Genomic DNA, 24,246 nt, shown 5'->3' with positions numbered 1-24,246 from the left:
GGGTCAGCCTCCGGTGGCCGCGCCGATGGTCGGCCACAGCGGGATGGTGAGATTGAGGCCGTAGATGAAGATCAGGTAGCTGCCTACCGTCAGGATCACGGCATTGAACAGCGCTTCCTTGAGCTTGAACTCGTCGCTGGCGCTGGCCGACATCACCACCAGCAGCGGCAGCGCGATGAACATGCCCAGGCGCGGCAGCAGCACGCCGAACAGGACAATGGAGCCGATGATGATGCCCAGCGGCCTCCAGGCGAAAGCGCCGATGGGCTCGCCGTCCGCGGTGTCCTTGGTCAGCGCGCCCAGCAGCACCAGGGCGCCCAGGAGGGCCATGAGCAGTCCCAGGCCGAAGGGGAAATAGCCCGGGCCCGGGCGTGCGGCCTGGCCGAAGCTGTATTCCGTCGCCCCCCAGGCGAAGCCCAGGCCGACGGCGATGAACATCAGCCCGGACCAGAAGTCCTTCTGGCTCTTTATCTTCACGATGGTTGTCTCCTGTACCGAAGTGGCGCGGATTCTAGGAACCGGCCCCGGGCGCTTTTGTGTGGATTCCACGTAAGCGCGAGCTCAGGAAACGGCCGCGGCCTGGCGCGGCGTGAAAGGTGGCGCGCGTTTCAGCCGGGCAGCCGCAGCGGGCGCACCAGGCGCAGCCACTTCGGGGCGGGCAGCCCCCAGCGCTCGCGGATGTGCTCGGCGCGGGCGATGAGCGTGTCGCGGTCGGGCACCGTCACGCCGCGGCCGGCCACGACGATGGTGTTGCCTTCCCTGGTCGGCGCCAGGTGCCAGACCTGGTCGATGCCGAAGGCCTCGGCGATGCGCGCGGCGCTGGCGTCGAAGCTGGCGTCGCGGCCGAAGAGGTTCACCGTCATGAGCCCGCCGTCGGCCAGCACGCCGCGGCAGTGCGCGTAGAAGGCCGCGTCGTCGAGCACCGGCGCGGCGGCCTCGTGGTCGTAGAGATCGACGTTGAGCACGGCCACCGTGCCCAGTTGGGCCGGGTCGGCGACCCAGCGCGCGGCGTCCTCGTGCAGCACGGTGAGGCGCGCGTCGTCGTCGGGCAGGTGGAACCACAGCCGGCAGGCGTCGATCACGGTGGCGTTGAGCTCGACGGCGGTGGTCTGCATCCTGAGCACCGAGTGGCAGAAGCGGGTGATGGCGCCCGCGCCCAGGCCCAGCTGCACGGCCTGCCCGCTCGCGAGCTCGCTGCTGGGCCGCCACAGCATCCAGGCCATCATGCGCTGCACGTACTCGAGCTCGATGGCTTCGGGCTTCCTCACGCGCATGGCGCCCTGCACCCATTCCGTGCCCAGGTGCAGGTAGCGCACGCCGGCGTACTCGGAGATGGTGGCGCCGGCCTGGGCCTGGCGCGCCGGGGTCTTCTTCTTGGTGGCCATGGAAAGTCGCCGCGAACGGACTTGCGGGGGGTGTGTCGGGGCCGCGAGTGTGCCGCGCCGGCCCGCGCGGCCCCGGCTGCCCCGGCGCCGGCGCGGGTTTGAAGCCTCAGGCGGCCGCGCCGGCGTCCAGCAGCGCCGCCAGCCGCGGCAGCGCGGCGCGGGCGTTGGCCACGGTCATGGCGGCGGTCTCGGCGGCGCTCCAGCCGCGCAGCGCGGCCAGGGTGTCGGCGATGCGCGGCAGCTCGGCGGGCTCGTTGCGCGCGCCGATGGCGCCGCCCGCCTCGCGCTCGGCGGCGCGGCGGTAGAGCCACTGCGGCGGGATGTCGGGCGCGTCGGTCTCCAGCACCAGCGCGTCGGCGGGCAGCTCCGCGGCCAGGCGGCGGATCTGCAGCGCGCGCTCGTGCGTCATGGCGCCGCCGAAGCCCAGGCGCAGGCCCAGGTCCAGGCAGGCGCGTGCCTGCTGCGCGCTGCCGTTGAAGGCGTGCGCGATGCCGCCGCGCACGCCGGCGCGCTTCAGGTGCATCAGCAGCCGGTCCACCGCGCGGCGGCTGTGCAGCAGCACCGGCAGCGCGTGCTCGCGCGCCAGGGCCAGCTGTGCCGCGAAGGCCTCCTCCTGCACGCCGCGCTCCAGCCCGGGCACGAAGAAGTCCAGGCCGATCTCGCCCACGGCCACCAGCCGCGCGTCGCCGCGCCATTGCCGCAAGGCCTCGCCCAGGCGCTGCAGCGCGGGCTGCGGGTCGCCGCGCACGTACAGCGGATGCAGTCCCAGCGCGTAGCACAGGCCGTGCCGGTGCGCCAGCGCGCGCACCGCCCCGAAGTTCTCCGGCGCCACGGCCGGGAGCACGATTTGCTGTACTGAAACATCGCGGGCGCGCTGCACCACGGCGTCGCGATCGGCTTCGAATTCGGCGGCATCGAGATGGCAGTGGGTGTCAACCCACGGCAAAGCGGCGTAACCCATGCGCCCGATGATGCCCGAGCGGGGAACGTGCTACCGTGGGGCCGCATTGCTGCAGCAGGGGGCGCAGATGAACGGGCGCAGGTCGAACCGGACTCCGCTTTACAGCCACTCGAGCCGGGTGAGTCCACCCGCGGCGGACCCGCCCACAGGGGCACCGCCCGACCGGCCGGCAACCGCTGCCGGGCCCCGGCCCGGCACCCGGGCGCAAGCCGCACCTCCCGCCTCCACCCCTCCCCCCACCGACGCATCCTCCGCCGCCATGCCGCCCCGGCGCCGCCGCGCGCTGGCCTTGCCGGCCTGGGGCTGGGCGCTGGCGGGCGCGCTGTTCCTGGGCGGGCCGGTGCTGCTGTGGGAGGCCTCGCGGCCGGCGCCGCAGCGCATCACCCAGAAGCACATCGACCAGGCCGTGCGCGAGGCGCTCAAGACGCAGCCGCTGCCCTCGCCCACCGCCAAGGCCTACGAGAAGATCCGCGGCTCGGTGGTGCGCGTGGTCGGCCTCGATGACGAGGACACCGTCGCCAGCGCCGAAACCACCAACAAGCCCGATCCGAGCAAGAAGGCCGTGGCCGGCGAGAAGCCCGGCCAGGGCGGCAGCGAGGTCGGCGTGGGCAGCGGCGTGGTGATCGTCGACAGCGGGCTGATCCTGACCAACCTGCACGTGGTCAGCGGCGCCAAGCGGGTGCAGGTGGTGTTCGCCGACGGGCTGGAGTCCGAGGCCACGGTGGTCAACGTCATGCCCGAGAACGACCTGGCGGTGCTGCGCGCGCAGCGCATCCCCGACGACCTGCAGGCCGCCACGCTGCGCTCCACGGCCGACCTGCAGCCCGGCGAGCGCGTCACGGCGGTGGGCTTCCCCTTCGGCATCGGGCCCTCCGTGTCGGCGGGCGTGGTCTCCGGGCTCAAGCGCGAGTTCCGCTCGCCTGAAGGCAAGCAGGTGCTGTCCAACCTGATCCAGTTCGACGCCATGGCCAACCCGGGCAGTTCCGGCGGCCCGCTGGTCACCGACGACGGCGAGGTGGTGGGCATCGTCACCGCCATCCTCAACCCGGTGCAGCAGCGCTTCTTCGTGGGCATCGGCTTCGCCGTGCCGATCGAGAACGCCGCCGGCGGCGCCGGCCTGCCGCCGTTCTGAACCACGCGGCCGCCGCGCCGCGTTCACCGTGGCGCGGCGCATGCTCTTTGCGCGCTCTTTGCCGCACGCCCGTGACCCGGGCGCTTGCACCGCCTCACCACCTCACTCATTTCCCACGGGAGGATTTCAATGCACGGCAGCAACAGCGAAACCGCGGCCCTGATGGAACGCGTGCTCTACGAGGTCAAGCGCGTGGTCGTCGGCCAGGACCGCTTCCTGGAGCGCGTGCTGGTAGCCATGCTCTCGCAGGGCCACCTGCTGGTCGAGGGCGTGCCGGGCCTGGCCAAGACGCTCACCGTCAAGACCCTGGCGCAGACGCTGCGCGGCCAGTTCAAGCGCATCCAGTTCACGCCCGACCTCGTGCCCGCCGACCTCGTGGGCACGCGCATGTACAACCAGAAGACCGGTGACTTCAGCACCACGCTGGGCCCGGTGTTCACCAACCTGCTGCTGGCCGACGAGATCAACCGCGCGCCGGCCAAGGTGCAGAGCGCGCTGCTGGAGGTGATGCAGGAGCGCCAGGTCACCATCGCCGGCACCACGCACCGCGTGCCCGAGCCCTTCCTGGTGATGGCCACGCAGAACCCCATCGAGACCGAGGGCACCTATCCGCTGCCCGAGGCGCAGGTGGACCGCTTCATGATGAAGGTGCTGGTGGACTACCCCACCGAGGAAGAGGAGTTCGTCATCGTCGAGCGCGTCACCGGCGCGCCGGTGGAGGTGCAGCCGGTGGCCACGACGATGCAGCTCGCCGCGCTGCAGCAGGCCTGCCGCAGCCTGTACGTCGATCCCTCGCTGATGCAGTACGCCGTCAGGCTCGTGGCGGCCACGCGCGACCCGGGCCGTGCTGGCCTGGGCGACATGGCGCGCTACATCACCTTCGGCGCCAGCCCGCGCGCCACCATCAACCTGGTCGAGGGCGGGCGGGCGCTGGCCTTCCTGCGCGGGCGCGGCTACGTGCTGCCCGAGGACATGGTCGACATCGCCGCCGACGTGCTGCGCCACCGCCTGACGCTGAGCTACGAGGCGCTGGCCGAGGGCATCACGGCCGACACCATCATCGGCCGGCTCATGCAGAAGCTGCCGGCCCCGGACAAGCCGCTGGAATCCCGCGTCCAGCTCGCCGCCAATGGTTGATCGCGCCACCGCCTCCCCAGCGCCGGGCGCGGCCGCCGCGGCGAGCGGCGCGCTGCCCGGCGAGAACGCCGAGGCGCTGCTGCGCCGCCTGGAGTGGAGCGTGCTGCGCCGCCTCGACGGCTGGCTGCAGGGCGACTACCGCACGCTCTTCCGCGGCGAGGGCCTGGACCTGGCCGACCTGCGCGAGTACCAGCACCACGACGACGTGCGCCGCATCGACTGGAACGTCACGGCGCGGCTGCAGCAGCCCTACGTGCGCGAGTACACCGAGGACCGCGACATCGCCGCCTGGTTCCTGCTCGACCTGAGCCCCTCCGTGCACTTCGGCTCGCGCCGGCGCAGCAAGGCGCAGGTGGGCATCGAGTTCACCGGCGTGATCGCGCGGCTGCTGGCGCGCCGCGGCAACCGCGTCGGCGCGCTGCTCTACGGCGACCGCGTGGACACCGTGCTGCCCGCGCGCAGCGGGCGCATGCAGGTGCTGGAGCTGATGCAGCGGCTCATCAACCGCCCGGACGCCAGCGCCATGCCGCAGGGCACCAAGCTCTCCGAGCTGCTGCAGGGCGCACTGCAGCAGCTCAAGCGGCGCAGCATGGTGTTCGTGCTGTCGGACTTCTTCAGCGAGCCGGGCTGGAGCGAGCCGCTGGCCACGCTGGCGCTGCGCCACGAGGTCATCGCCGTGCGGCTGTACGACCCGCTGGAGCTGGAGCTGCCCGACCTGGGGCTGGTCTACATCCAGGACGCCGAGACCGGCGAGCAGCTGATGGTGGACACCCATTCCAGGGGCTTTCGCCAGCGCTTCGCCGGCGCGGCGCGGCGGCGCGAGGCCGAGCTGCGCACCGGGCTGGCGCAGGCCGGCGTGGACACGCTGGAGCTGGCCAGCGACGAGGACCTGGCCGCGGCGATCGTCCGTTTCGTGCACCTGCGGCGCCAGCGCAGCCGCCTGGCCGCTGGCAGCGTGGCGCCGCGGCCCAACGCCTAGGTTCTTGATTGCCAGGGAGTCGTCATGATGAATTTCCTGTGGCCCTCGCTGCTGTGGACGCTGCTGTTGCTGCCGCTGCTGGTGCTGCTCTACCTTTGGCTGCTGCGCCGGCGCAAGCAGACCGTGCTGCCCTACGCCGACCTGGGCCTGGTCAAGCAGGCCCTGGGCCGCGGCGGCACCTGGAAACGCCACGTGCCGCCGGTGCTGCTGCTGCTGGCGCTGACCTCGCTGCTGCTGGCGTCGGCGCGGCCCACCGCCGTGATGACGCTGCCCCTGGCCGAGCAGACCATCATCCTGGCCATGGACGTCTCGGGCAGCATGCGCGCCGCCGACGTGCAGCCCACGCGGCTGGCCGCGGCGCAGACCGCGGCCAAGGCCTTCCTCACCGACCTGCCGCGCGACGTGCGCGTGGGCGTGGTCAGCTTCGCCGGCACCGCCGCGGTGGTGCAGGCGCCGACCTTCAGCCGCGAGGACGTGGTCGCCGCCATCGACCGCTTCCAGCTGCAGCGCGCCACGGCCATCGGCAGCGGCATCGTGCTGTCGCTGGCCACGATCTTCCCGGACGCGGGCATCGACCTGAGCCAGGTCACCGGGCAGCGCCCCATGCCGCAGGCGCTGGGCGAGAACAACGGCGCCGAGTCCAAGGCGCGCGACTTCAAGCCGGTGGAGCCGGGCAGCTACGCCTCGGCGGCGGTCATCCTGCTCACCGACGGCCAGCGCACCACGGGTCCTGACCCGGTGGATTCCGCGCGCATGGCCGCCGAGCGCGGCGTGCGCGTCTATACCGTGGGCATCGGCACCAAGGAGGGCGACACCATCGGCTTCGAAGGCTGGAGCATGCGCGTGCGCCTGGACGAGGAGACGCTCAAGACCATTGCCGACCTCACCCGCGCCGAGTACTTCTACGCCGGCACCGCGGCCGACCTCAAGAAGGTCTACCAGACGCTGTCCTCGCGCCTGGTGATGGAGAAGAAGGAGACCGAGGTCAGCGCCCTCTTCGCCGCCCTGGGCGCGGCGCTGGCGCTGGCCGCCGCGGCGCTGTCGCTGTGGTGGTTCGGGCGGGTGATGTAGGCCCGGCCGCTCTTCCTACTTCCCTTGCGAAACGGCGCGCCCCACGGGGCGCGTCGGCGTTTGCAGGCCTGTTTCCAAGGCACGGCAAGCGCTGCGCACGGGCTTGCGGCGGGATTGGGGGCCGCCTGGGTTCCCGCCTTCGCGGGAATGAAGAAGGTAGCTACTTCGCCAGCCGCGTCCGGTACGCCCGCGCCGCGTCGTAGTAGCGCTGCAGGTAGGCGCGCGTCTGCTCCTCGTCCAGCGGCTCGGCGCAGCTCAGCAGGTGGCGGCAGTAGTTGCGCCAGTCGCTGCTCTGCAGCGCGCGTGCCAGCGCCTGGCGCAGCGCCTGCACCCGCTGCGGCGGCATGGCCGCGCTGGCGACCACGGCGCGGAAGCTGCTGAAGCCGCGCAGGTCGATGCCGAGCTCCTGCGCCGCCGGCACTTCCGGGAACGCCGGGTCGCGCCGCTCGGCCAGCACCGCCAGCGGCCGCAGCTTGCCCTGCTCCAGTTGCTCCGCCACGTCGCCGGCCTCCTCGATCAGCAGCTCGACGCGCCCGTCCAGCACCGCCGCCACGCGCTCCCGGTGCTTGGACACCGGCACGTTGATCAGCCGCCCGCCGCCCCTGGCGCTCAGGGCGCGCAGCAGCAGCTCGTGGCGCCCGTCCGCCCCGGTGGTGGCCACGCGCAGCCGGCCGGGATGGCTGCGCGCCTGGTCGAGCACGTCCTGCAAGGTGCGCAGTGGGCTGTCCGCCGGCACGAACAGGAAGGACTCGAAGGAGGACACCACGCCCAGCACCTCGAACTGCCGCGGCTCCAGGTTGACGCTGCCGCCGGCCCAGACCCACACCGTGGTGCCGCTGAGGATGGCCAGGGCATTGGCCGGATCGCCGGACGCCAGCAACCGCGTCAGCCCGGTGTTGCCCGAAGCGCCGGGCACGTTGGCCAGCTCGAAGCCGGTGCCCAGGTCGCGCTCCATCAGCCGCGTCAGCAGCCGCGCGACGCCGTCGGGCCCGGAGCTCAGGCCGTAGGGAATGGTGAACTCGATGCTCCTGCGCACGTCGCGCTGCCCGGCGGCCGGGCCGAAGAACAGCGCCATCACGTAGCTGATGCTGTCGTGGTAGGCGGGCGGGGCGTTGTCGCGCCAGGTACGCAGGTAGTCCTCGAAGCTGCCGCCCGGGGCGTCGAGGTTGAGGTAGCCCAGCGCCTCCCACAGCTCCGGGTTCTCCTCGAACAGCGGCAGCAGCTGCGTGGCCACGACTTCGTTGCGGTCGCGGTCATAGGCGCCGCTGCGCAGCTTCTGCCCGTTGGCGGCGTACCAGGCCGCCAGCGTCTGCCCGGGCGGCAGGCTGCGGTGCTTCTCGCCCAGGAAGCGGTCGGCACTGGCCTGCAGCTCCTGCGCGTAGCCCTGCAGCCGCGGGCTCGGCGGGTTGTTGCGCCATTCGGCGGCGAAGCGCTGCAGCGTGTAGAGCGAGGACACCTCGCACAGCGCCTCCTCGAACCACTGGTGCGCGCCGGCGGTGCCGAAATGCGGATGGCGCTCGTAGTTGGCCATCACGTGGCAGAACTCGTGCGCGAACTCGTAGACGTAGCCGGCCCAGCGGTCGTCGCGCGCGGTGAGCAGCACCTGGTACTCGCCGCGCGGGCCGCGCTCGTAGAGCGCGATCGGCGAGCGCGTGGAATTCGACACCACGATCGGCGCCAGCGGCCGGCCCGGGATGCGCTCCTGCAGCTCGCGCGCCACGGCCACCAGGATGTCGCGGATGTCGCGCGTGTTGGCAGTGCCCCAGCCGCCCTCGCGCACGGTGATGGCCACCTTCGCCGCCGGCGCCTCGCCCGGTGCACGCGCGGGCTGCGGCATGACCTGGCCCACGGGCGCGCGCAGGTTGCGCTCGCGCAGCACCGCCGTCGCCAACTCGGGTTCCAGCGCCCGCGGCGGCAGCGTGTCCGAGGGCACCTGCCCGGCCTCGTGCAGGTAGGCCATGGTGCCGGCGATGAGGCGCCGCGCCGCGTCGTCGAACATGAAGGGCAGCGTCATGCGCGGCGCGCCGGCCGTGGCGGGCGTCGCCGCGTACAGCGCGTTCCACAGCGTGGCGGCATCGAAGCCGGCGGTCTGCGCCAGCGCCAGGCGCACGATCTCCTCGGCATTGGCCGGGTCGGCCAGGTAGCGCTGCGCATCGAGCTCGGCCTGCAGCCAGGCCCGCGCCACGTCCGGGCGGCGCTCCAGCAGTTGCGCGCGCATGACCAGGAAGGCGCCGTCCTCCATGCCGAACTCGTGGCCGCTGGCAATGCGCCGCGCCACGCCCTCCTGCACCAGCCGCGTGGCCACCGGCTCCCACACCGCGACGGCATCGACCCGGCCCGCGCGCAGGTTGCTGGTGATGAGCTCGATGTTCTGGCCCAGGTACGCGGCGGGCGAGACGTTGCGCTGCTGCAGCAGCTCGCGTGCGAAGCGGTCGGCGCAGCTGTCGCGCGGCGCCGCGATCTGGCTGCCCTGCAGCGCCTGCAGCGTGGCCGGCCCGTCGATGCGGCCCAGCAGCACGTTGCACTGGTCACGGCCCATGCCCAGCGCGGCCACCAGCCGCAGCTCGCCGGGCGTGCCTTCGGAGCGCGTGACGCCCACCAGCGCCGACACCGGGCCCATGTAGCCCACGTGCTGGGTGCCGGCCTGCAGCGCCGCGTTGATCTTGCGCCCCTGTAGCGCGGGCTCGAACTCGACCGTCGAGCCCTTGGGCAGGTAGCGCTCGTAGAAGCGCTTGCCGCGCATCACCAGCGCGGACCAGGCCGACGTGAAGTAGGGCTGGTAACCGATCACCAGCGCCACGGGCTCGCCCGGGCGGCCCAGGCCCGCAGGCGCCGCGGCGGCGGGTGCCGCCGGAGCCGGGGCTGCTGCGGCCGCCGTGGGCGGCAGCGCGGCCATGAAGAGGAGAAGCAGGGCCAGCGCCGCGGCCGGCAGCCCGGAGAAGAAGAAATGCAGAGGCGACTTCACGCCCCGCATGGTCGCACCCCGGGACAACTCCGGGGCCGTCACCCGCTGCGCCGGCGCGGCTTCCCCGGCAGCGGGAGCCACGCCGGCGAGATCGAGCGTCAGTACGAGTCGGCCGGGCCCTTGTAGACGCGGCCGGCGTGGCTGTTCCAGCCCGGCTCCAGGCGCTGCACGCCGTCGAGGTCGTTGAAGATCCAGCGGTCGCTGCGCATGGCACTGTCGCGGTCGGATGCGACGTCGGAGCGGCTGGCCGAGCCGCTGCTGCTGCCGTCATAGGGGCGGCCCGCCGCACCCGCGCTGCCGGAGTCCATGGACGACGACGAGGACATGGCCGAGCTGGAGCTACCGTCCATGCTGCTGCCGGAGGACATCGAGTTCGCAACGTGCTTGTCGTAGTTCTGCGATGACGGGCTGGTGGCCCACTCGGTGCCGTAGTTCAGGTCGTTGCGCTCGATGTCGCCGCTGGAGATGGCACGGGCGGCTTCGGACCTGACCTGGTCGCGCGTCAGGGGCTGGCTCTGGGCCATGGCGGAGGTGGCGCCCAGCGCCGCGACGATCAAGGTAGTGAGTGCTGCAACTTTCACGTTCTGCTCCTTGCCGGGTCCGGGTCGGGACCCGTGAAATCGACTATAGGACTGCCCCATCCCCTGGCATGGCAATGCATGCGTCGTGAATGGGGGCTGACCCTGACTCGGCAAGTCGCGGACCTCCCTGCGGCTCTTATGTGGCCTGCAGCACACCCTGGCTCAGGCGCAGCGCGCGGTCGCAGCGCGCGGCCAGGCGCTCGTCGTGGGTGACCAGCACGAAGGCCGTGCCACGCTCGCGCGCGAGCTCCAGCATCAGCGCGAACACGCCGTCGGCGGTGTCGCGGTCGAGGTTGCCGGTGGGCTCGTCGGCCAGCACGCAGGCCGGTTGCGCCACCAGCGCGCGCGCGATGGCCACGCGCTGGCGCTCGCCGCCGGAGAGCTCGCCGGGGCGGTGCTGCGCGCGCTGGCCCAGGCCCACGCGCGCGAGCATCTCTTGCGCCTGCGCGCGCGCCGGCTCCAGCGCCATGCGCCGCACGCGCAGCGGCATGGCCACGTTGTCCAGCGCCGTGAACTCCGGCAGCAGGTGGTGAAACTGGTAGATGAAGCCCAGGTGCTGGTTGCGCCAGCGGCCCTGCTCGGCGGCGTTCATGGCGGCGAAGTCGCGGCCCAGCAGCTGCACGCGGCCGCTGCTGGGCGCGTCCAGGCCGCCGAGCAGGTGCAGCAGCGTGCTCTTGCCCGAGCCCGAGGCGCCGACGATGGCCAGCGTGCGCGCGCGATAGACCTGCAGCGTCACGTCGCGCAGCACCTGCACGTCGAGGATGCCGTCGTGAAAGCGCTTGCTCAGCGCGGTGCAGGCCAGCACGGTTGCGCCGGCATCGGCAGCACCCGGTGCCGACGGGTTCGCGCCAGTGGCGCGGGAAGCGGAAACCTCATTCATAGCGCAGCGCCTCCGCCGGGTTGACGCGGCTGGCGCGCCAGCTCGGGTAGAGCGTGGCCAGCAGCGCCAGCACCAGCGAGATCAGCACGATGGGGACGATGTCGCCGCGCTGCGGGTCGCTGGGCATGTGGTTGATGACGTAGATGCTGCCGGGCAGGAAGCTGACGTTGAGCAGCCGCTCGATGGCCGGGACGATGGTGCCCACGTTCACCGCCACCAGCAGCCCCAGCGCCGCGCCGCCGAGCGTGCCGATGATCCCGGCGGCCGCGCCCTGCACCACGAAGATGCCCATGATCGAGCGCGGGCTCGCGCCCAGGGTGCGCAGGATGGCGATGTCGGCGCGCTTGTCCGTGACCGTCATCACCAGCGTCGAAACCAGGTTGAAGGCCGCCACCGCGACGATGAGCGTGAGGATGATGAACATCAGCCGCTTCTCGATCTGCACCGCGTCGAACCAGGCGGCGTTGGTGCGGGTCCAGTCGCGCACGAGCAGCCGCGGCATGGCGGCGCCGAGCTGCTGCGCGACGGCGCGCGCCTCGTTCACGTCGGCCAGGCGCAACTGCACACCGGTGGGGCCTTCCACGCGGAACAGCCGCGCCGCGTCGTCGAGGTGCACCAGCGCCAGGGAGCTGTCGTACTCGTAGTGGCCGGAGGCGAAGGTGCCCGCCACCGTGAAGGCGCGGAAGCGCGGCACCACGCCCGCGGGCGTGACCTGCCCGCCCGGCGCCACCAGCGTGACGCTGTCGCCCGGGCCCACGCCCAGCTGCCGCGCCAGCTCCTGGCCCAGCACGATGCGCCAGGCCCCGGGCTGCAGCTGCGCGAAGGTGCTGTCGCGCAGCTGCGCCGCCAGCGGCGTGACGGCGGCCTCCTCGGCCGGCTCGATGCCGCGCACGAGCACGCCGCGCATGTTGTCGCCGCGCGCCAGCAGCGCCTGCGTGGAAATGAAGGGCGCGGCGCCCTGCACCTGCGGCTGCGCCCTCGCCTGCGCCGCCACGGCGCGCCAGTCGGGCAGCCCGGCGCCGCCGGGCTCCAGGATCTCGACGTGCGAGATGACGCTGAGCATGCGTTCGCGCACTTCCTTCTGGAAGCCGTTCATCACCGACAGCACGATGATCAGCGCGGCCACGCCCAGCGCGATGCCCAGCATCGAGACGCCGGAGATGAAGGAAATGAAGCGGTTGCGCCGCCCGGCCCGGCCTGCGCGCGTGTAGCGCCAGCCGATCTGCCATTCGTAAGGCATTTGCATAGGTGCGGCATCCTAGCGGGGCCGGCACGGCCGGCGGCGACATGGAAGGCACGGTGAACCTGCGCACCAGCCTCATCGTTGTTCCTCCGGGCAAGCTCCTCTTCGATCGAACCCGGCTCGTGCCAGCCGCCTCATCGCCGGGGGCTTGGATAATCCAACCCATGCAGTTGCTGATTCCTTTTGCCGCCCCGCTGTCCGACGCCGGACGCCAGGCCCTGCAGTCGCTGCGGCTGCCCCACCTGGACGCTCTTCTTGCCAACTGGCGCGAGGCCGAACGCGACGCGGGCGACGAGGGCTCGCTGTCGCCGCCGCACGAGCGGGCGCTGGCGCGCGCGCTGGGCTGGGAGGTCAGCGACGGGCTCATTCCCTGGGCCGCGCACGACGCCGCCGCGGCCGGGCTGCCCGCCGATGCCGCCTGGGGCCGCCTCACGCCGGTGCACCTGCTGCTGGGCAGCGACCACATCGGGCTGGCCGATCCGCAAGCGCTCGCGCTCGACGCGGGCGAGTCGCGCCGCTTCTTCGACGCCGTCGAGGAGCTCTTCACCAGCGAGGGTTTCACGCTGCATTTCCACGAGCCCCTGAGCTGGCTGGTGTCGCACCCGCTGCTGGAGCAGCTGCCCACCGTGGCGGCGGACCGCGCCATCGGCCACGCGCTGCAGCGCGACCTGCCCGAGCAGCCGCGGCTGCTGCGCCGGCTGCTCAACGAGGTGCAGATGCTGCTGTTCAACCATCCGCTCAACGAGTCGCGCGAGGCGCGCGGCGAGCTGCCCGTCAACGGCCTGTGGCTCAGCGGCTGCGGCGCGCTGCAGCCCGTGCGCGCCGACGCCGAGGCCCCGCGCGTGGACGAGCGCCTGCGCACGCCCGCGCTGGCCGAGGACTGGGACGCCTGGCTGCAGGCCTGGAGCGCGCTGGATGCCGAGGTCATCGCGCCGCTGGCGCAGGGCGGAGAGGGCCGCCTGGTGCTGTGCGGCGAGCGCAGCGCGCTGGCGCTGGAGCCGCAGGCCAGGCGCTGGTGGCAGCGCCTGACCGGCGCGCGCGGCCCGCGCGCCGCGGCACTGCTGGAGACGCTATGACGCAGCCGCTGCTGGAGCTGCGCGACGTGCCGCCGCGCGCGGCGCACGCGCTGGAGCAGGCCGGGGTGCACCCGCTGCTGGCGCGGCTCTTCGCCGCGCGCGGCGTGCGCACGGCCGAGGAGCTCGACGACGGCCTGAACCGGCTGCTGCCGCCGGCCACGCTGCGGGGCAGCGCCGAAGGCGCACGGCTGCTGGCCGATGCGCTGGAGGCGGGAAAGCGCATCTGCATCGTCGCCGACTACGACTGCGACGGCGCCACCGCCTGCGCCGTGGCGCTGCGCGGCCTGCGCATGCTCGGCGCCGCGCCCGACACGCTGCACTACGTCGTGCCCGACCGCGCGGTGCACGGCTACGGCCTGAGCCCGACCATCGTGGACCTGGCGCTGCCGCTGCGCCCGGACGTGCTGGTCACCGTGGACAACGGCATTGCCAGCCTTGCCGGCGTGGCGCATGCGCGCGCGCTGGGCCTGTCGGTGCTGGTCACCGACCACCACCTGCCCGCCGTCGAGAACGGCAGCGTGCTGCTGCCCGAGGCCGACGTCATCGTCAATCCCAGCCAGCCGGGCTGCGCCTTTGAGAGCAAGTCGCTTGCGGGCGTGGGCGTGATGTTCTACGTGCTGCTGGCCCTGCGCGCCGAGCTGCGCGCGCGCGGGCGCTTCGATGCCGCGTCGCAGCCGCGCCTGGATGCGCTGCTCGACCTCGTGGCGCTGGGCACCGTCGCCGACGTCGTGAAGCTCGACGCCAACAACCGCCGCCTGGTGGCGCAGGGCCTGAAGCGCATCCGCGCCGGGCGCATGCAGCCGGGCATCGCGGCGCTCTTTGCCGCGGCCGGGCGCGACCCGCTGCGCGCCAGCGCCTTCGACTTCGGCTTCGCGCTGGGCCCGCGCGTCAATGCCGCGGGGCGGCTGGCCGACATGACGCTGGGCATCGAGTGCCTGCTCACCGACGACGCGGCGCGCGCGCGCGAGCTGGCGCAGCAGCTCGACGCCATCAACCGCCAGCGCCGCGAGGTCGAGGCCGGCATGCGCGAGCAGGCCGAGAACCTGCTGGTGCAGCTCGCGCCCGAAGGCGAGGAAGTGGACGCGCCCGCCGCCGTGGCGCTGTACGACCCCGAGTTCCACGAGGGCGTGGTCGGCATCGTGGCCGGGCGGCTCAAGGAGCGGCTGCACCGGCCGACCTTCGTGTTCGCGCGCGGCCAGGACGGGCTGCTCAAGGGCTCGGGGCGCTCCATTCCCGGTTTCCACCTGCGCGACGCGCTGGACCTGCTGAGCAAGCGCGCGCCGGGCGTGCTGCTGAAGTTCGGCGGCCACGCCATGGCCGCCGGCTGCACGCTGGCCGAAGCCGACTTCCCGCGCTTCGCGCAGGCGCTGGTGGACGTGGCGCAGGAGCAGCTCGACGCCGCCGCGCTGCAGCGCCGGCTGCCCGTGGACGGGCCGCTGCCGCCGCAGTACTTCGACGCCGACACGGTGCAGGCGCTGGAGTCGCAGGTCTGGGGCCAGGCCTTCGACGCGCCCCTGTTCTGCGACGAGGTGCAGGTCGTGGCGCAGCGCCTGGTGGGCGAGCGGCACCTGAAGCTGCGGCTGCGCCTGCACGGCACGCTGCGCGACGCGATCTGGTTCAACCACGCCACGACGCTGCCCGACACGGTGCGCCTGGCCTACCGGCTGGCGCTGGAGACCTGGCAGGGACAGACGCGGCTGCAGATGGTGGTGCAGGCCAGCGCCTGAGCCCGGGCGCCGCGCGCGCCCGGCGCTTTCCCGGGCCGACCCTCACGCCCCCACCGGTTGCCCGCGCAGCCAAGCCGGGCACGGCATCTGCTGAAAACGCATGTCGTCGTGCCGCTGCCGGCAGCAGGCCCGAACGACGTGCAGTCGGAAAAAACGTCGTTGAGGTGTCTATGCGTGATCTGCAGTGCGCGGGTGAACCCGTGCTGGCCGCGCCGTGTTCGCGGCGCCAGTTGCTGGGCCGGTTCGCCGGCTGGGGTGGAGCGGCCGGGATGGCGGCGCTGCTGCCGGGCGTCGCCGGCGCGGCCGACGTCGAGGTCGATGCCGCGGCGCTGCCGCCGGTGCGCACGCTGCGCACCGGGCTGAGCCGTCCCTGGGGCCTGGCCTTCGTCTCCGACGGCTCGCTGCTCGTGACCGAGCGCGAAGGCCGGCTGCGCCGCATCAGCGCCAGCGGCAGCGCGATGAGCACCGTCGCCGGGCTGCCGCCGCGGCTGTACGTGGGTGGCCAGGGCGGGCTGCTGGACGTGCAGGTGGACAGCAGCGGGGGCGACGACTGGGTCTACCTCAGCTACACCGAGCGCGGCACCGGCAGCCGCTGGGACAGCGTCGGCGTGGCGGTGGCGCGCGCCCGGCTCGCCGGCAACCGGCTGCTCGACCTGCGGGTCATCTTCCGGGCCCGGCCCAAGGTGCCGCTGTCGGTCTCCAACGCCCACTACGGCTCGCGCCTGGTGCTGGCCCCGGGCAACAAGCTCTTCATCTCGCTGGCCGACCACCGCGTGGACAGCGAGCGCATCAAGGCGCAGTGGCTCACGCACCACCACGGCAAGATCTGTCGCATCAACCGCGACGGCAGCGTGCCCGGCGACAACCCCTTCGTCGGCCACGAGCGCGCCCAGCCCGAGATCTGGAGCCTGGGGCACCGCAACCCGCAGGGGCTCACGCTCAATCCCTTCACCGGCGAGCTGTGGGAGAGCGAGCACGGGCCGCAGGGCGGCGACGAGATCAACGTCATCCGGCGCGGCGCCAACTACGGCTGGCCGCGCGTGTCCCACGGTTGCGAGTACGGCGCCGCGCCCGAGACCTGCCGGCCCGTGGGCGGCAGCAGCACGGCGCCCTGGGTCGAGCCGCCGGTGACGGTGTGGCGCCCGTTCTCGATCGCGCCCGCGGGCATGTGCTTCTACGACGGCGCCATGTTCCCGGAGTGGCGCGGCAACCTGTTCGTGGCCGCGCTGGCGGACATGGCGCTGTGGCGGCTGACCGTCAGCGGCCGCAGCGTGACCTCGCGCAGCGCCCTGTACCGCGGCCAGCGCCGGCGCATGCGCGACGTGCGCCAGGCGCCCGACGGCGCGCTGCTGGTCCTCACCGACGAGGACAACGGCCGCATCCTGCGCATCGCGCGCTGACAGCCAGGGAGCATCGCCATGACCGGCCCTGCCGCCCCGCGCGCATCCGTTGCAGACACGGCCTGTTCCGCCGATTCCACCGCTTCCGCCGACCTGCCCCGCCGCTTGCAGTGGCTCTGGAGCGCCGCCGTGGCGCTGAGCCTGGCGGTGTCGGGCTGCGGCGGCGGCGGCGGTGACGGCGGCTCCGCCACGAGCCCGCCCGCCGGGGGCGAGGCGGCGACGCCGGCGCCGGCGCCTGCGCCTGCACCCGCACCCGCACCCGCACCCGCACCCGCACCCGCACCAGCACCAGCACCAGCACCAGCACCAGCACCAGCACCAGCACCTGCGCCCGCGCCCGCGCCGGTGACCGATGCGCAGGTGGTTGCCTTCCGCAACGGGCTGAACCATCCCTGGGGCCTGGCCTTCCTGCCCGACGGCCGGATGCTGGTGACCGAGCGCGACCTGCGGCAGCTGCGCCTCGTCAGCGCCGACGGCGCCACGCTGTCGGCGCCCATCACGGCCGGGCTGCCGGCCATCCGCAGCGGCGGCCAGGGTGGGCTGCTGGACGTGGCGCTGGACCCGGACTTCACCAGCAACCGGCGCATCTACCTGTCCTACGCCGAGGGCACCGACGCCGCCAACGGCCTGGCGGTGTGGCGTGCCGAGGTGGAGGCCGACTACAGCGGCCTGCGCAACGGCACGCGCATCTGGCGCACCAACCAGCCGGCCGACGGCCAGGCCCACTACGGCGGGCGGCTGCTGTTCGACGGCAGCGGGCATCTGTTCGTGTCGGTGGGCGACCGGCTCAGCGACGCCACCCGCGTGCAGGCGCAGAACGCCGGCAGCGACCTGGGCAAGATCCTGCGCCTCACCACCGACGGCGCGCCCGCGCCGGGCAATCCGGCCATCAGCGGCGGCGTGCCCGGGCTGTGGAGCCTGGGCCACCGCAACCCGCAGGGCCTGGCGCTGAATCCGGCCAACGGCCAGCTCTGGGAAGCCGAGCACGGGCCGCAGGGCGGCGACGAGATCAACGTCGTGGGGGCCGGCCTCAATTTCGGCTGGCCGCTGGTGTCCTTCGGCTGCGAGTACGGCGCCCCGCCCGACACCTGCACCGTGGTCGGCGGCGCCACCGGGAGGCCCGGCCTGACGGCGCCGCTGACGCACTGGACGCCCTCGATCGCGCCCGGCGGCATCGCCTTCTACAGCGGCGACAAGTTCCCCGGCTGGCAGGGCAGCCTGTTCGTGACGGCGCTGGCCGACCGCTCGCTGTGGCGGCTCACGCTCAGCGGCAACACCGTCACCGGCCGCGAGCGGCTGTTCGCCGGGCAAGGCAAGCGGCTGCGCGCCGTGTACCAGGGGCCCGACGGCTGGCTGTACCTGCTCACCGACGAGGATGCCGGGCAGATCCTGCGCGTGCAGCGCTGAAGGCGGGGCCGTGGCGTCGCGGTCGCGGTCGCGGCCCGTCCGCGCCGCGATCGCGCGCCATCGGCGCGCATCGGTGCCGCAAGGGACTGCGCAATCCGGGAAAAACCTTGGCTGCCTACAATCCGGGGGTGATTGATCCCATCGAACTCAACGCCGACCTGCACTGCCACTCGGACGTGTCGGACGGCACCCTCAGCCCGGAAGGCGTCGCAGCGCGGGCCCACGCCAACGGCGTGCAGCTGTGGTCGCTGACCGACCACGACGAGGTCGGCGGGCAGCAGCGCGCGCTGCGCGCGGCGCGCGAGCTGGGCCTGCCCTATCTCAGCGGCGTGGAGGTGTCGGTGACCTTTGCCGGCAAGACGGTGCACATCGTCGGGCTGGGCTTCGACATCGAGGACGCGGCGCTGCGCGAGGGCCTGGCCGCCACGCGCGGCGGGCGCGGGCAGCGCGCGCACGAGATGGCGCAGGCGCTGGCCGAGGCCGGCATCGAGAACGCCTACGAGGGCGCGCTGCGCTACGTGGGCAACCCGGAGCTGATCTCGCGCACGCACTTCGCGCGCTTCCTGGTGGACAGCGGCGTGTGCGCGAACACCCCCGAGGTGTTCCGCCACTACCTGGCCGACGGCAAGCCCGGCTTCGTGCCGCACCGCTGGGCGGCGCTGGCCGACGCGGTGGGCTGGATCCGCGGCGCCGGCGGCATGGCCGTGATCGCGCACCCCGGGCGCTACAACTTCTCGCCCAACGAGGAGCACGCCTTCGTCGGCGAGTTCAAGGCGCTGGGTGGCGAGGGCGTGGAAGTCGTCACCGGCAGCCACCGGCCCGACGAGTACCCCAAGTACGCCGCGATGGCGCTGGAGTTCGGGCTGTACGCCTCGCGCGGCAGCGACTTCCACAGCCCCGACGAGAGCCACACCGACCTGGGCACCCTGCCGCTGCTGCCGGGCAAGCTGATCCCGGTGTGGGAGCTGCTGGCCGAGCGCGTGCACATGCCCTGAGGCCGGGCCCGCCGGGCACCCACCGCCCGGGGCCACCGGGCACGGCCCGGGCCGGACACGGAGGCGCGGGGCCTGCGCTGGCATGTTCCTGGCTAGGCCTTTGGCCATGCAAGCTGCCCTCACCGCGCCCTGGCCGGGCCTGTTCCGGCCGCGATGGACAATCCCGGCCATGGCCCAGTATTTCGAACTTCATCCCGACAACCCGCAGCCGCGGCTGCTGAAGCAGGCGGCGCAGATCCTGCACGGCGGCGGCGTGTGCGCCGTGCCCACCGACTCCAGCTACGCGCTGGTGTGCCACCTGGACGACAAGGCCGCCGCCGAGCAGCTGCGCCGCATCCGGCAGGTGGACGACAAACACCACCTCACGCTGCTGTGCCGCGACCTCTCCGAGCTGGCCAGCTACGCGCGCGTGGACAACCAGCAGTTCCGGATGCTCAAGAACGCCACGCCCGGGCCCTACACCTTCATCCTGGAGGCGACCAAGGAAGTGCCGCGCCGCCTCAGCCACCCGTCGCGGCGCACCATCGGGCTGCGCGTGCCCGAGCACGGCGTGACGCAGGCGCTGCTGGAGCAGCTGGGCCAGCCGCTGCTGGCCACGACGCTGATCCTGCCCGGCGACGACGACCCGCTCAACGACCCGCGCGAGATCCGCGAGCGGCTGGAGAAGCAGGTGCAGGCCGTGCTCGACGCCGGCGCCTGCCCGATGGAGCCCACCACCGTGGTGGACCTCTCCGGCGACGAGCCGGTGCTGGTGCGCCAGGGGCGCGGGGACGCGTCGGCGCTGGGACTGGGCCTGTAATCCTTTCCCCGCGAAACGCAAACGGCCGCCCATCGGGCGGCCGTTTCTGCATCGGGGCGTGAAAGGCTGAAAGGCTTACAGCGCCGCCGTCACCACCATCTCGACTTTCCAGTCCGGGTTGGCGAGCCGGGCCTGCACCGTGGCGCGCGGGGGCGCCTCCACGTCGGCGACCCACTTCTCGTACACGGCGTTCATGACCGGGAAGTCGGCCAGGTCCTGGATGAAGATCTGCACCATCAGCAGCCGGCTCTTGTCGGTGTGGGCGCGCTCCAGCAGCGCGTCGATCTGGTCGAGCACCTGCTGCGTCTGCCCGGCCATGTCGGCCGTGGCGTCGGTGGGCACCTGGCCGGCGAGGTACACGGTGCCGTTGTGCACCGCCATTTCCGACAGGCGCGGGCCGACGTCGAAGCGTTGAACCATCACTTCACTCCTTTGTGCTTGCGGGATTTGCCGCCGTGCGCGGGCGTGTGCGCCGGCGGGTGGTGCGGCGCCGGCGCCGCGCCCTTGGCCTTCTGGCCGATGCGGCTCTCGGTGCCGGCCATGAGCTTCTGGATGTTGGCGCTGTGGCGCCACACCAGCAGCAGCCCCATCACCGCCACGGCCAGCGCGGAGGGGCTCGCGCCCCAGATCAGCAGCTCGTAGAACGGCGCGAACAGCGCCGCGACGATGGCCGCCAGCGACGAGTAGCGGAAGAAGAAGGCAATGATCAGCCAGGTCGCCAGCGTGGCCAGGCCCAGCAGCGGGTTCAGCGCCAGCAGCACGCCCAGCGCCGTGGCCACGCCCTTGCCGCCCTTGAACTGGAAGAACACGGGGAACAGGTGGCCCAGGAAGGCGGCCAGGCCGACGAAGGCGATGGTGGTGTCGCCAAAACCCAGGCGCGGCGCCAGGGCCTGCGCGATGAGCACCGCGGCGGTGCCCTTGAGCGCGTCAAAGAGCAGCGTCAGCGCCGCGGCCTTGCGGTTGCCCGAGCGCAGCACGTTGGTGGCGCCGGGATTCTTCGAGCCGTAGCTGCGCGGGTCGGACAACCCCATGAGCCGGCTCACGATCACGGCGAAGGACAGCGACCCCAGCAGGTACGCGCCCAGCAGCGCCAGCAGGCTCCACAGCAGCTCCATGTCCTTCGTTCGCGGTGCGCTCAATTGTTCAGAGCCCACCAGTGTAAGCGCCGGGACAGGCTGCCCCCCTTGACAGCCGGCCGGCGCGGCCAGTCGCGCGCGCCCGTTACAGTGCCGATTCCAGCAGTCTTGATCCAGCGCATGAATCCGCTCACCGACGCGCCCGCGGCGCCCGCCCCCTCGCCCGCCGCCGCTCCCGCGGCCTGGCTGCCGCGCAGCCACACCGAGCTGCACGGCGAGCTGCACGCCCGCCCGGCGCTGCCGGTGCGCACGCCCTGCGTGGTGTCGTCCTGGGCGCAGTGGGGCATGGCCGCGGCGCAGGCCGAGAGCGCGCTGGCCGAGCTGTGCCGTGCCGGCGGCCAGCCCGCGCCGCCGCCGCAGGCGCGCCACCACGTGCTGCACACGCCGCGCTTCGAGCTGCGCTTCGAGCGCCACGGCGAGTTCGTGAGCTGGCAGGTGAACCGGCCGCTGCACCTGCCCGAAGGCACGCCCGAAGACGGCGCGCTCGACGACCTGCTGGAGCACGCCGCCGCCACCGAGCTGCTGCCCGCGGCCTTCGTGCGCCAGCTCTCGCCGCCCGAAGGCGCGCCGATGATCGCCGCGGCGCACGTGCTGCTGCTGCAGGCCGACGAGGACAGCCTGCCGCGGCTGCGCCGGCGCATCGCCACGGCGCTGGGCAGCGGCGGCGGGCTGGGCGGCGACGACGGCGCGCCGCTGCTGGGCGCCGTCATCGCCGACGGCCAGGCCGTGGTCTTCACCGACCTGCGCCTGCGCGGCGACGGTTTTACTCGCTTCGTGCTGCTGGACATGGGCCTGCCGCCGGACCAGGCCGCGCGCGAGGCGCAGCGGCTGTGCGAGATCGAGACCTACCGCATGCTGGCCATGCTGGGCTTTCCGGTGGCGCAGAAGGAGGCGCAGGCGCTGGTGTCGCTGGAGCGCACGCTGCAGCGCACCGTGGACGCCATGGCCAACGACGACGCGCGCGACGACGCCGCGGCCTTCGAGACGCTGACCAAGCTGGCCGCCGAGATCGAGCACAGCGCCGCGCGCACGCGCTACCGCTTCTCGGCCACGCGCGCCTACCACCAGATCGTGCAGCGCCGGCTGGCCGACCTGCGCGAGCGCCGCATCGAGGGCGTGCAGACGCTCTCGGGCTTCTTCGGCCGCCGCTTCGCGCCGGCCATGGCGCTGTGCGAGAGCACCGACGCGCGGCTGACCGACGTGGCCGACCGCATCAACCGCGCCGTGGCGCTGGCGCGGGTGCGCGTGGAGGTGCAGCGCGAGGCCGGCAACCAGGAGGTGTTCAAGCTGCTCGCGCACCGCCAGCAGCTGCAGCTGCGGCTGCAGCAGACGGTGGAAGGCCTGTCGGTGGTCGCCATCAGCTACTACGCGCTGGGGCTGGTGGGCTACCTGGCCAAGGCGGCCAAGGGCGTGCCGGCGCTGGCCGCGACGCTCCCCGCCCCCGACGTGGTGGTGGGCCTGGCGGTGGCGCCGGTGGTCGGCGGCGTGTGGCTGTTCCTGAAGCGGCTGCACCAGCGCCTGGGCGGCCATCACTGAGCCACCCCTGGGAAGACACCCACCCGGGGTGGGCACCTGGAATGCTCGGGGGATTGACATGGCGACCAAGATCGCCGTGGAGACAACCCCATGCATCTCAACCCCCTTTCGCCGCGCAACCCGCTGCACCCGGCCTGTGCCTGGGTGGTGGCGGCCGGGCTGGTCGTCTCGGGCCTGCAGCCCTACAGCCGCGTGGGCTGGCTGGCCGAGGCCGCGCCGGTGCTGCTGGTCGGCGCGGTGCTACTGCTGACCTACCGGCGCTACCCCCTGAGCACGCTGACGTACCTGCTGCTGTCGCTGTTCGCGCTGGTGGTGCTCACCGGCGCGGCCTACAGCTTCCAGCGCGTGCCGCTGGGCTTCTGGCTGGAGGACGTGTTCGACCTGTCGCGCAACCCGTACGACCGGCTGGGCCACTTCCTGCAGGGCGTGGTGCCGGCGATGGTGGTGCGCGAGCTGCTGCTGCGCCGCGGCTGGGTCACGCAGCGCGGCGTGGCCGCCGTGCTGTCGGGCTGCGTGGCGCTGGCGCTGAGCGCGTGCTACGAGATCCTGCAATGGCGCCTGGCGGTGCTGTTCCAGCGCCCGCTGGAGGAGTTCATGGGCATGCAGGGCGACCTCGCCGACAGCCAGGCCGACATGCTCATGGCGCTGCTGGGCGCACTGGCGGCACTGCTGCTGCTGTCGCGGCTGCAGGACCGGCAGATGGCGGCCACGCCCTGGCCGCGCGAGCAGAACGCGCCGCCGCGCGCGGGCCCGCACAACCGCGGCAGCCGCAACCGGCCCTCCGCGGCCTGAGCCGGCCGCGCGGTGCGCGGTTTCAGGGGGGACGCCGACCGCCCGGGGCGGCGCACGGCTTGCCCCAGAGGCTGGCCGCACCGCCGGCGCCTGCCGTCGCAGGACCGCCGCAGTCCAGGGCGCGGCCAGGAGAACAACCCATGTCCGAACACGTCTACAAGCTCATCGAGCTGGTGGGTTCCTCGACCACCGGCACCGACGACGCCATCCGCAACGCCATCGAGACCGCGGCGCTGACCGTGCGCCACATCGACTGGTTCGAGGTCGTGGAAACGCGCGGCCACGTCGTCGATGGCCGCATCGGCCACTACCAGGTCACGCTCAAGGTGGGGTTCAGGCTGGCGCCGCAGACCCCGGCCGGGGATGAGGACGGCGGCGGGGGCGGCGGCGGCAGCGGCGCGCAGGCCGGCGGGGTCAGCGGGATCGGGACGGCCTGAGGGCAGCACCCTCCTCGCGCAAGCGCATGCAGGCGGCCCGCGGGGCCGCCTTTTTCCATGGACGCTTTAGGTCGCCTTATGGCCGCTTCATGGCCGCCGATACGGCGTGTGCAGGCCCTACAGCGCGCACCGCACCGCCCTCGCCCCCACCAGCGTCGGCAGCAATTTCGGATCGATCCCCACCAGGTAGCCGCGCCGCCCGCCGTTGATGCGGATCTCCGGCAACTCCAACACCGTCGCCTCGACATAGACCGGCATCGCCTTCTTCGTGCCGAAGGGCGAGGTGCCGCCCACCAGGTAGCCGCTGTGGCGCTGCGCCACTTCGGGCTTGCAGGGCTCGACGCTCTTCACGCCGATCTCGCGCGCCAGCGCCTTGGTGCTGACCTGGCGGTCGCCGTGCATGAGCACGATCAGCGGCTGCGCGCGCTCGTCCTGCATCACCAGGGTCTTGACCACCGCGTGCTCGTCCACGCCGAGCTGGCGCGCGGATTCGGCCGTGCCGCCGTGATCGACGTAGTCGTAGGGGTGCTCGGTGAAAGCCACGCCCGCGCGGCGCAGGAACTGCGTGGCGGGCGTCTCGCTGACGTGCTTTTCCTTCTTCGCCATC

General features: G+C 73.0%; 22 protein-coding genes and 1 pseudogene. 13 read left to right on the top strand and 10 right to left on the bottom strand.

Features of this window, described 5'->3' with window-relative positions:
* Nucleotides 1-3: 3 nt before the first annotated feature.
* From FJ694_RS12865 to FJ694_RS12855, 3 genes are all read right to left on the bottom strand, one after another.
* A complete protein-coding gene (locus tag FJ694_RS12865; protein ID WP_157267634.1) occupies nt 4-477 on the bottom strand; it encodes a tripartite tricarboxylate transporter TctB family protein in 474 nt (157 codons plus the stop codon).
* Nucleotides 478-608: 131 nt separating this feature from the next.
* Nucleotides 609-1,385 (bottom strand): class I SAM-dependent methyltransferase, encoded by a 777-nt coding sequence (locus tag FJ694_RS12860; protein ID WP_157267633.1) that lies wholly within the window; start codon nt 1,383-1,385, stop codon nt 609-611.
* Nucleotides 1,386-1,491: 106 nt separating this feature from the next.
* A complete protein-coding gene (locus FJ694_RS12855; RefSeq protein ID WP_157267632.1) occupies nt 1,492-2,346 on the bottom strand; it encodes a TatD family hydrolase in 855 nt (284 codons plus the stop codon).
* A gap of 67 nt (nt 2,347-2,413) precedes the next feature.
* Between FJ694_RS12855 and FJ694_RS12850 the strand changes: the two genes are divergently transcribed.
* From FJ694_RS12850 to FJ694_RS12835, 4 genes are all read left to right on the top strand, one after another.
* Complete coding sequence (locus FJ694_RS12850) at nt 2,414-3,478, top strand: S1C family serine protease (protein ID WP_157267631.1); 1,065 nt, start codon at nt 2,414-2,416, stop codon at nt 3,476-3,478.
* 129 nt (nt 3,479-3,607) lie between these two features.
* Nucleotides 3,608-4,615: an AAA family ATPase gene (locus FJ694_RS12845; RefSeq protein WP_198320813.1), complete on the top strand. Its 1,008-nt coding sequence runs from the start codon at nt 3,608-3,610 to the stop codon at nt 4,613-4,615.
* Nucleotides 4,608-5,594 (top strand): DUF58 domain-containing protein, encoded by a 987-nt coding sequence (locus FJ694_RS12840; protein ID WP_157267630.1) that lies wholly within the window; start codon nt 4,608-4,610, stop codon nt 5,592-5,594. Before FJ694_RS12845 ends, FJ694_RS12840 begins: the two co-directional genes overlap by 8 nt.
* A 27-nt stretch (nt 5,595-5,621) precedes the next feature.
* Nucleotides 5,622-6,665, top strand: coding sequence for a VWA domain-containing protein (locus FJ694_RS12835; protein ID WP_157267645.1), 1,044 nt, complete (start codon nt 5,622-5,624; stop codon nt 6,663-6,665).
* Nucleotides 6,666-6,825: 160 nt separating this feature from the next.
* On the opposite strand, the gene FJ694_RS12830 is transcribed toward FJ694_RS12835, so the two are convergent.
* The 4 genes from FJ694_RS12830 to FJ694_RS12815 all read right to left on the bottom strand — a co-directional run bounded on the left by FJ694_RS12830 (nt 6,826) and on the right by FJ694_RS12815 (nt 12,337).
* Nucleotides 6,826-9,630: a tripartite tricarboxylate transporter substrate-binding protein gene (locus FJ694_RS12830; protein ID WP_157267629.1), complete on the bottom strand. Its 2,805-nt coding sequence runs from the start codon at nt 9,628-9,630 to the stop codon at nt 6,826-6,828.
* A 98-nt stretch (nt 9,631-9,728) separates the two neighbouring features.
* Nucleotides 9,729-10,211 carry a DUF4148 domain-containing protein gene (locus tag FJ694_RS12825; protein WP_198320812.1) on the bottom strand — a complete coding sequence of 161 codons (483 nt, stop codon included), beginning with the start codon at nt 10,209-10,211 and terminating at the stop codon, nt 9,729-9,731.
* Nucleotides 10,212-10,347: 136 nt separating this feature from the next.
* On the bottom strand, nt 10,348-11,091 hold the full coding sequence (lolD, locus tag FJ694_RS12820) for a lipoprotein-releasing ABC transporter ATP-binding protein LolD (protein ID WP_157267627.1): 744 nt from the start codon (nt 11,089-11,091) through the stop codon (nt 10,348-10,350).
* The gene (locus FJ694_RS12815; RefSeq protein WP_157267626.1) at nt 11,084-12,337 is read right to left on the bottom strand and encodes a lipoprotein-releasing ABC transporter permease subunit; all 1,254 of its coding nucleotides are present in this window, start codon (nt 12,335-12,337) and stop codon (nt 11,084-11,086) included. The genes lolD and FJ694_RS12815 overlap by 8 nt, the downstream gene beginning before the upstream one ends.
* A 161-nt stretch (nt 12,338-12,498) precedes the next feature.
* Between FJ694_RS12815 and FJ694_RS12810 the strand changes: the two genes are divergently transcribed.
* The 6 genes from FJ694_RS12810 to FJ694_RS12785 all read left to right on the top strand — a co-directional run bounded on the left by FJ694_RS12810 (nt 12,499) and on the right by FJ694_RS12785 (nt 19,738).
* Nucleotides 12,499-13,410, top strand: a complete 912-nt coding sequence (locus tag FJ694_RS12810) for a hypothetical protein (protein WP_157267625.1) — start codon at nt 12,499-12,501, stop codon at nt 13,408-13,410.
* Entirely contained in the window at nt 13,407-15,137 is a 1,731-nt protein-coding gene (gene recJ, locus FJ694_RS12805) for a single-stranded-DNA-specific exonuclease RecJ (RefSeq protein WP_157267624.1), read from the top strand. The genes FJ694_RS12810 and recJ overlap by 4 nt, the downstream gene beginning before the upstream one ends.
* A 170-nt stretch (nt 15,138-15,307) precedes the next feature.
* The gene (locus FJ694_RS12800; protein WP_157267623.1) at nt 15,308-16,537 is read left to right on the top strand and encodes a PQQ-dependent sugar dehydrogenase; all 1,230 of its coding nucleotides are present in this window, start codon (nt 15,308-15,310) and stop codon (nt 16,535-16,537) included.
* Between the two features lie 18 nt (nt 16,538-16,555).
* On the top strand, nt 16,556-17,944 hold the full coding sequence (locus FJ694_RS12795) for a PQQ-dependent sugar dehydrogenase (protein ID WP_157267622.1): 1,389 nt from the start codon (nt 16,556-16,558) through the stop codon (nt 17,942-17,944).
* Between the two features lie 131 nt (nt 17,945-18,075).
* Complete coding sequence (locus FJ694_RS12790; protein ID WP_157267644.1) at nt 18,076-18,939, top strand: 3',5'-nucleoside bisphosphate phosphatase; 864 nt, start codon at nt 18,076-18,078, stop codon at nt 18,937-18,939.
* 169 nt (nt 18,940-19,108) lie between these two features.
* Entirely contained in the window at nt 19,109-19,738 is a 630-nt protein-coding gene (locus FJ694_RS12785; protein WP_157267621.1) for an L-threonylcarbamoyladenylate synthase, read from the top strand.
* 75 nt (nt 19,739-19,813) lie between these two features.
* Here FJ694_RS12785 and FJ694_RS12780 read toward each other — a convergent pair whose 3' ends face one another.
* A complete protein-coding gene (locus FJ694_RS12780) occupies nt 19,814-20,158 on the bottom strand; it encodes a RidA family protein (RefSeq protein WP_157267620.1) in 345 nt (114 codons plus the stop codon).
* Entirely contained in the window at nt 20,158-20,853 is a 696-nt protein-coding gene (gene plsY / locus FJ694_RS12775) for a glycerol-3-phosphate 1-O-acyltransferase PlsY (protein WP_157267643.1), read from the bottom strand. Before plsY ends, FJ694_RS12780 begins: the two co-directional genes overlap by 1 nt.
* 141 nt (nt 20,854-20,994) lie before the next feature.
* Between plsY and FJ694_RS12770 the strand changes: the two genes are divergently transcribed.
* From FJ694_RS12770 to FJ694_RS12760, 3 genes and pseudogenes are all read left to right on the top strand, one after another.
* The gene (locus FJ694_RS12770) at nt 20,995-22,410 is read left to right on the top strand and encodes a DUF3422 domain-containing protein (protein ID WP_157267619.1); all 1,416 of its coding nucleotides are present in this window, start codon (nt 20,995-20,997) and stop codon (nt 22,408-22,410) included.
* Nucleotides 22,411-22,500: 90 nt separating this feature from the next.
* Entirely contained in the window at nt 22,501-23,202 is a 702-nt protein-coding gene (locus FJ694_RS12765; RefSeq protein ID WP_157267618.1) for a DUF2238 domain-containing protein, read from the top strand.
* A 140-nt stretch (nt 23,203-23,342) separates the two neighbouring features.
* Nucleotides 23,343-23,543: pseudogene (locus FJ694_RS12760) on the top strand (dodecin); the annotation flags it as partial.
* Between the two features lie 213 nt (nt 23,544-23,756).
* Here FJ694_RS12760 and FJ694_RS12755 read toward each other — a convergent pair.
* Nucleotides 23,757-24,245, bottom strand: a complete 489-nt coding sequence (locus FJ694_RS12755; RefSeq protein WP_157267642.1) for an aminoacyl-tRNA deacylase — start codon at nt 24,243-24,245, stop codon at nt 23,757-23,759.
* Between the last annotated feature and the right edge of the window lies 1 nt (nt 24,246).

Origin of the sequence: Azohydromonas aeria (assembly GCF_009760915.1) — a bacterium.
Taxonomy (GTDB): domain Bacteria; phylum Pseudomonadota; class Gammaproteobacteria; order Burkholderiales; family Burkholderiaceae_C; genus Azohydromonas; species Azohydromonas aeria.
The sequence above is the reverse complement of the archived record's forward strand: the minus strand, read 5'-3'. Positions and strand labels throughout refer to the sequence as shown.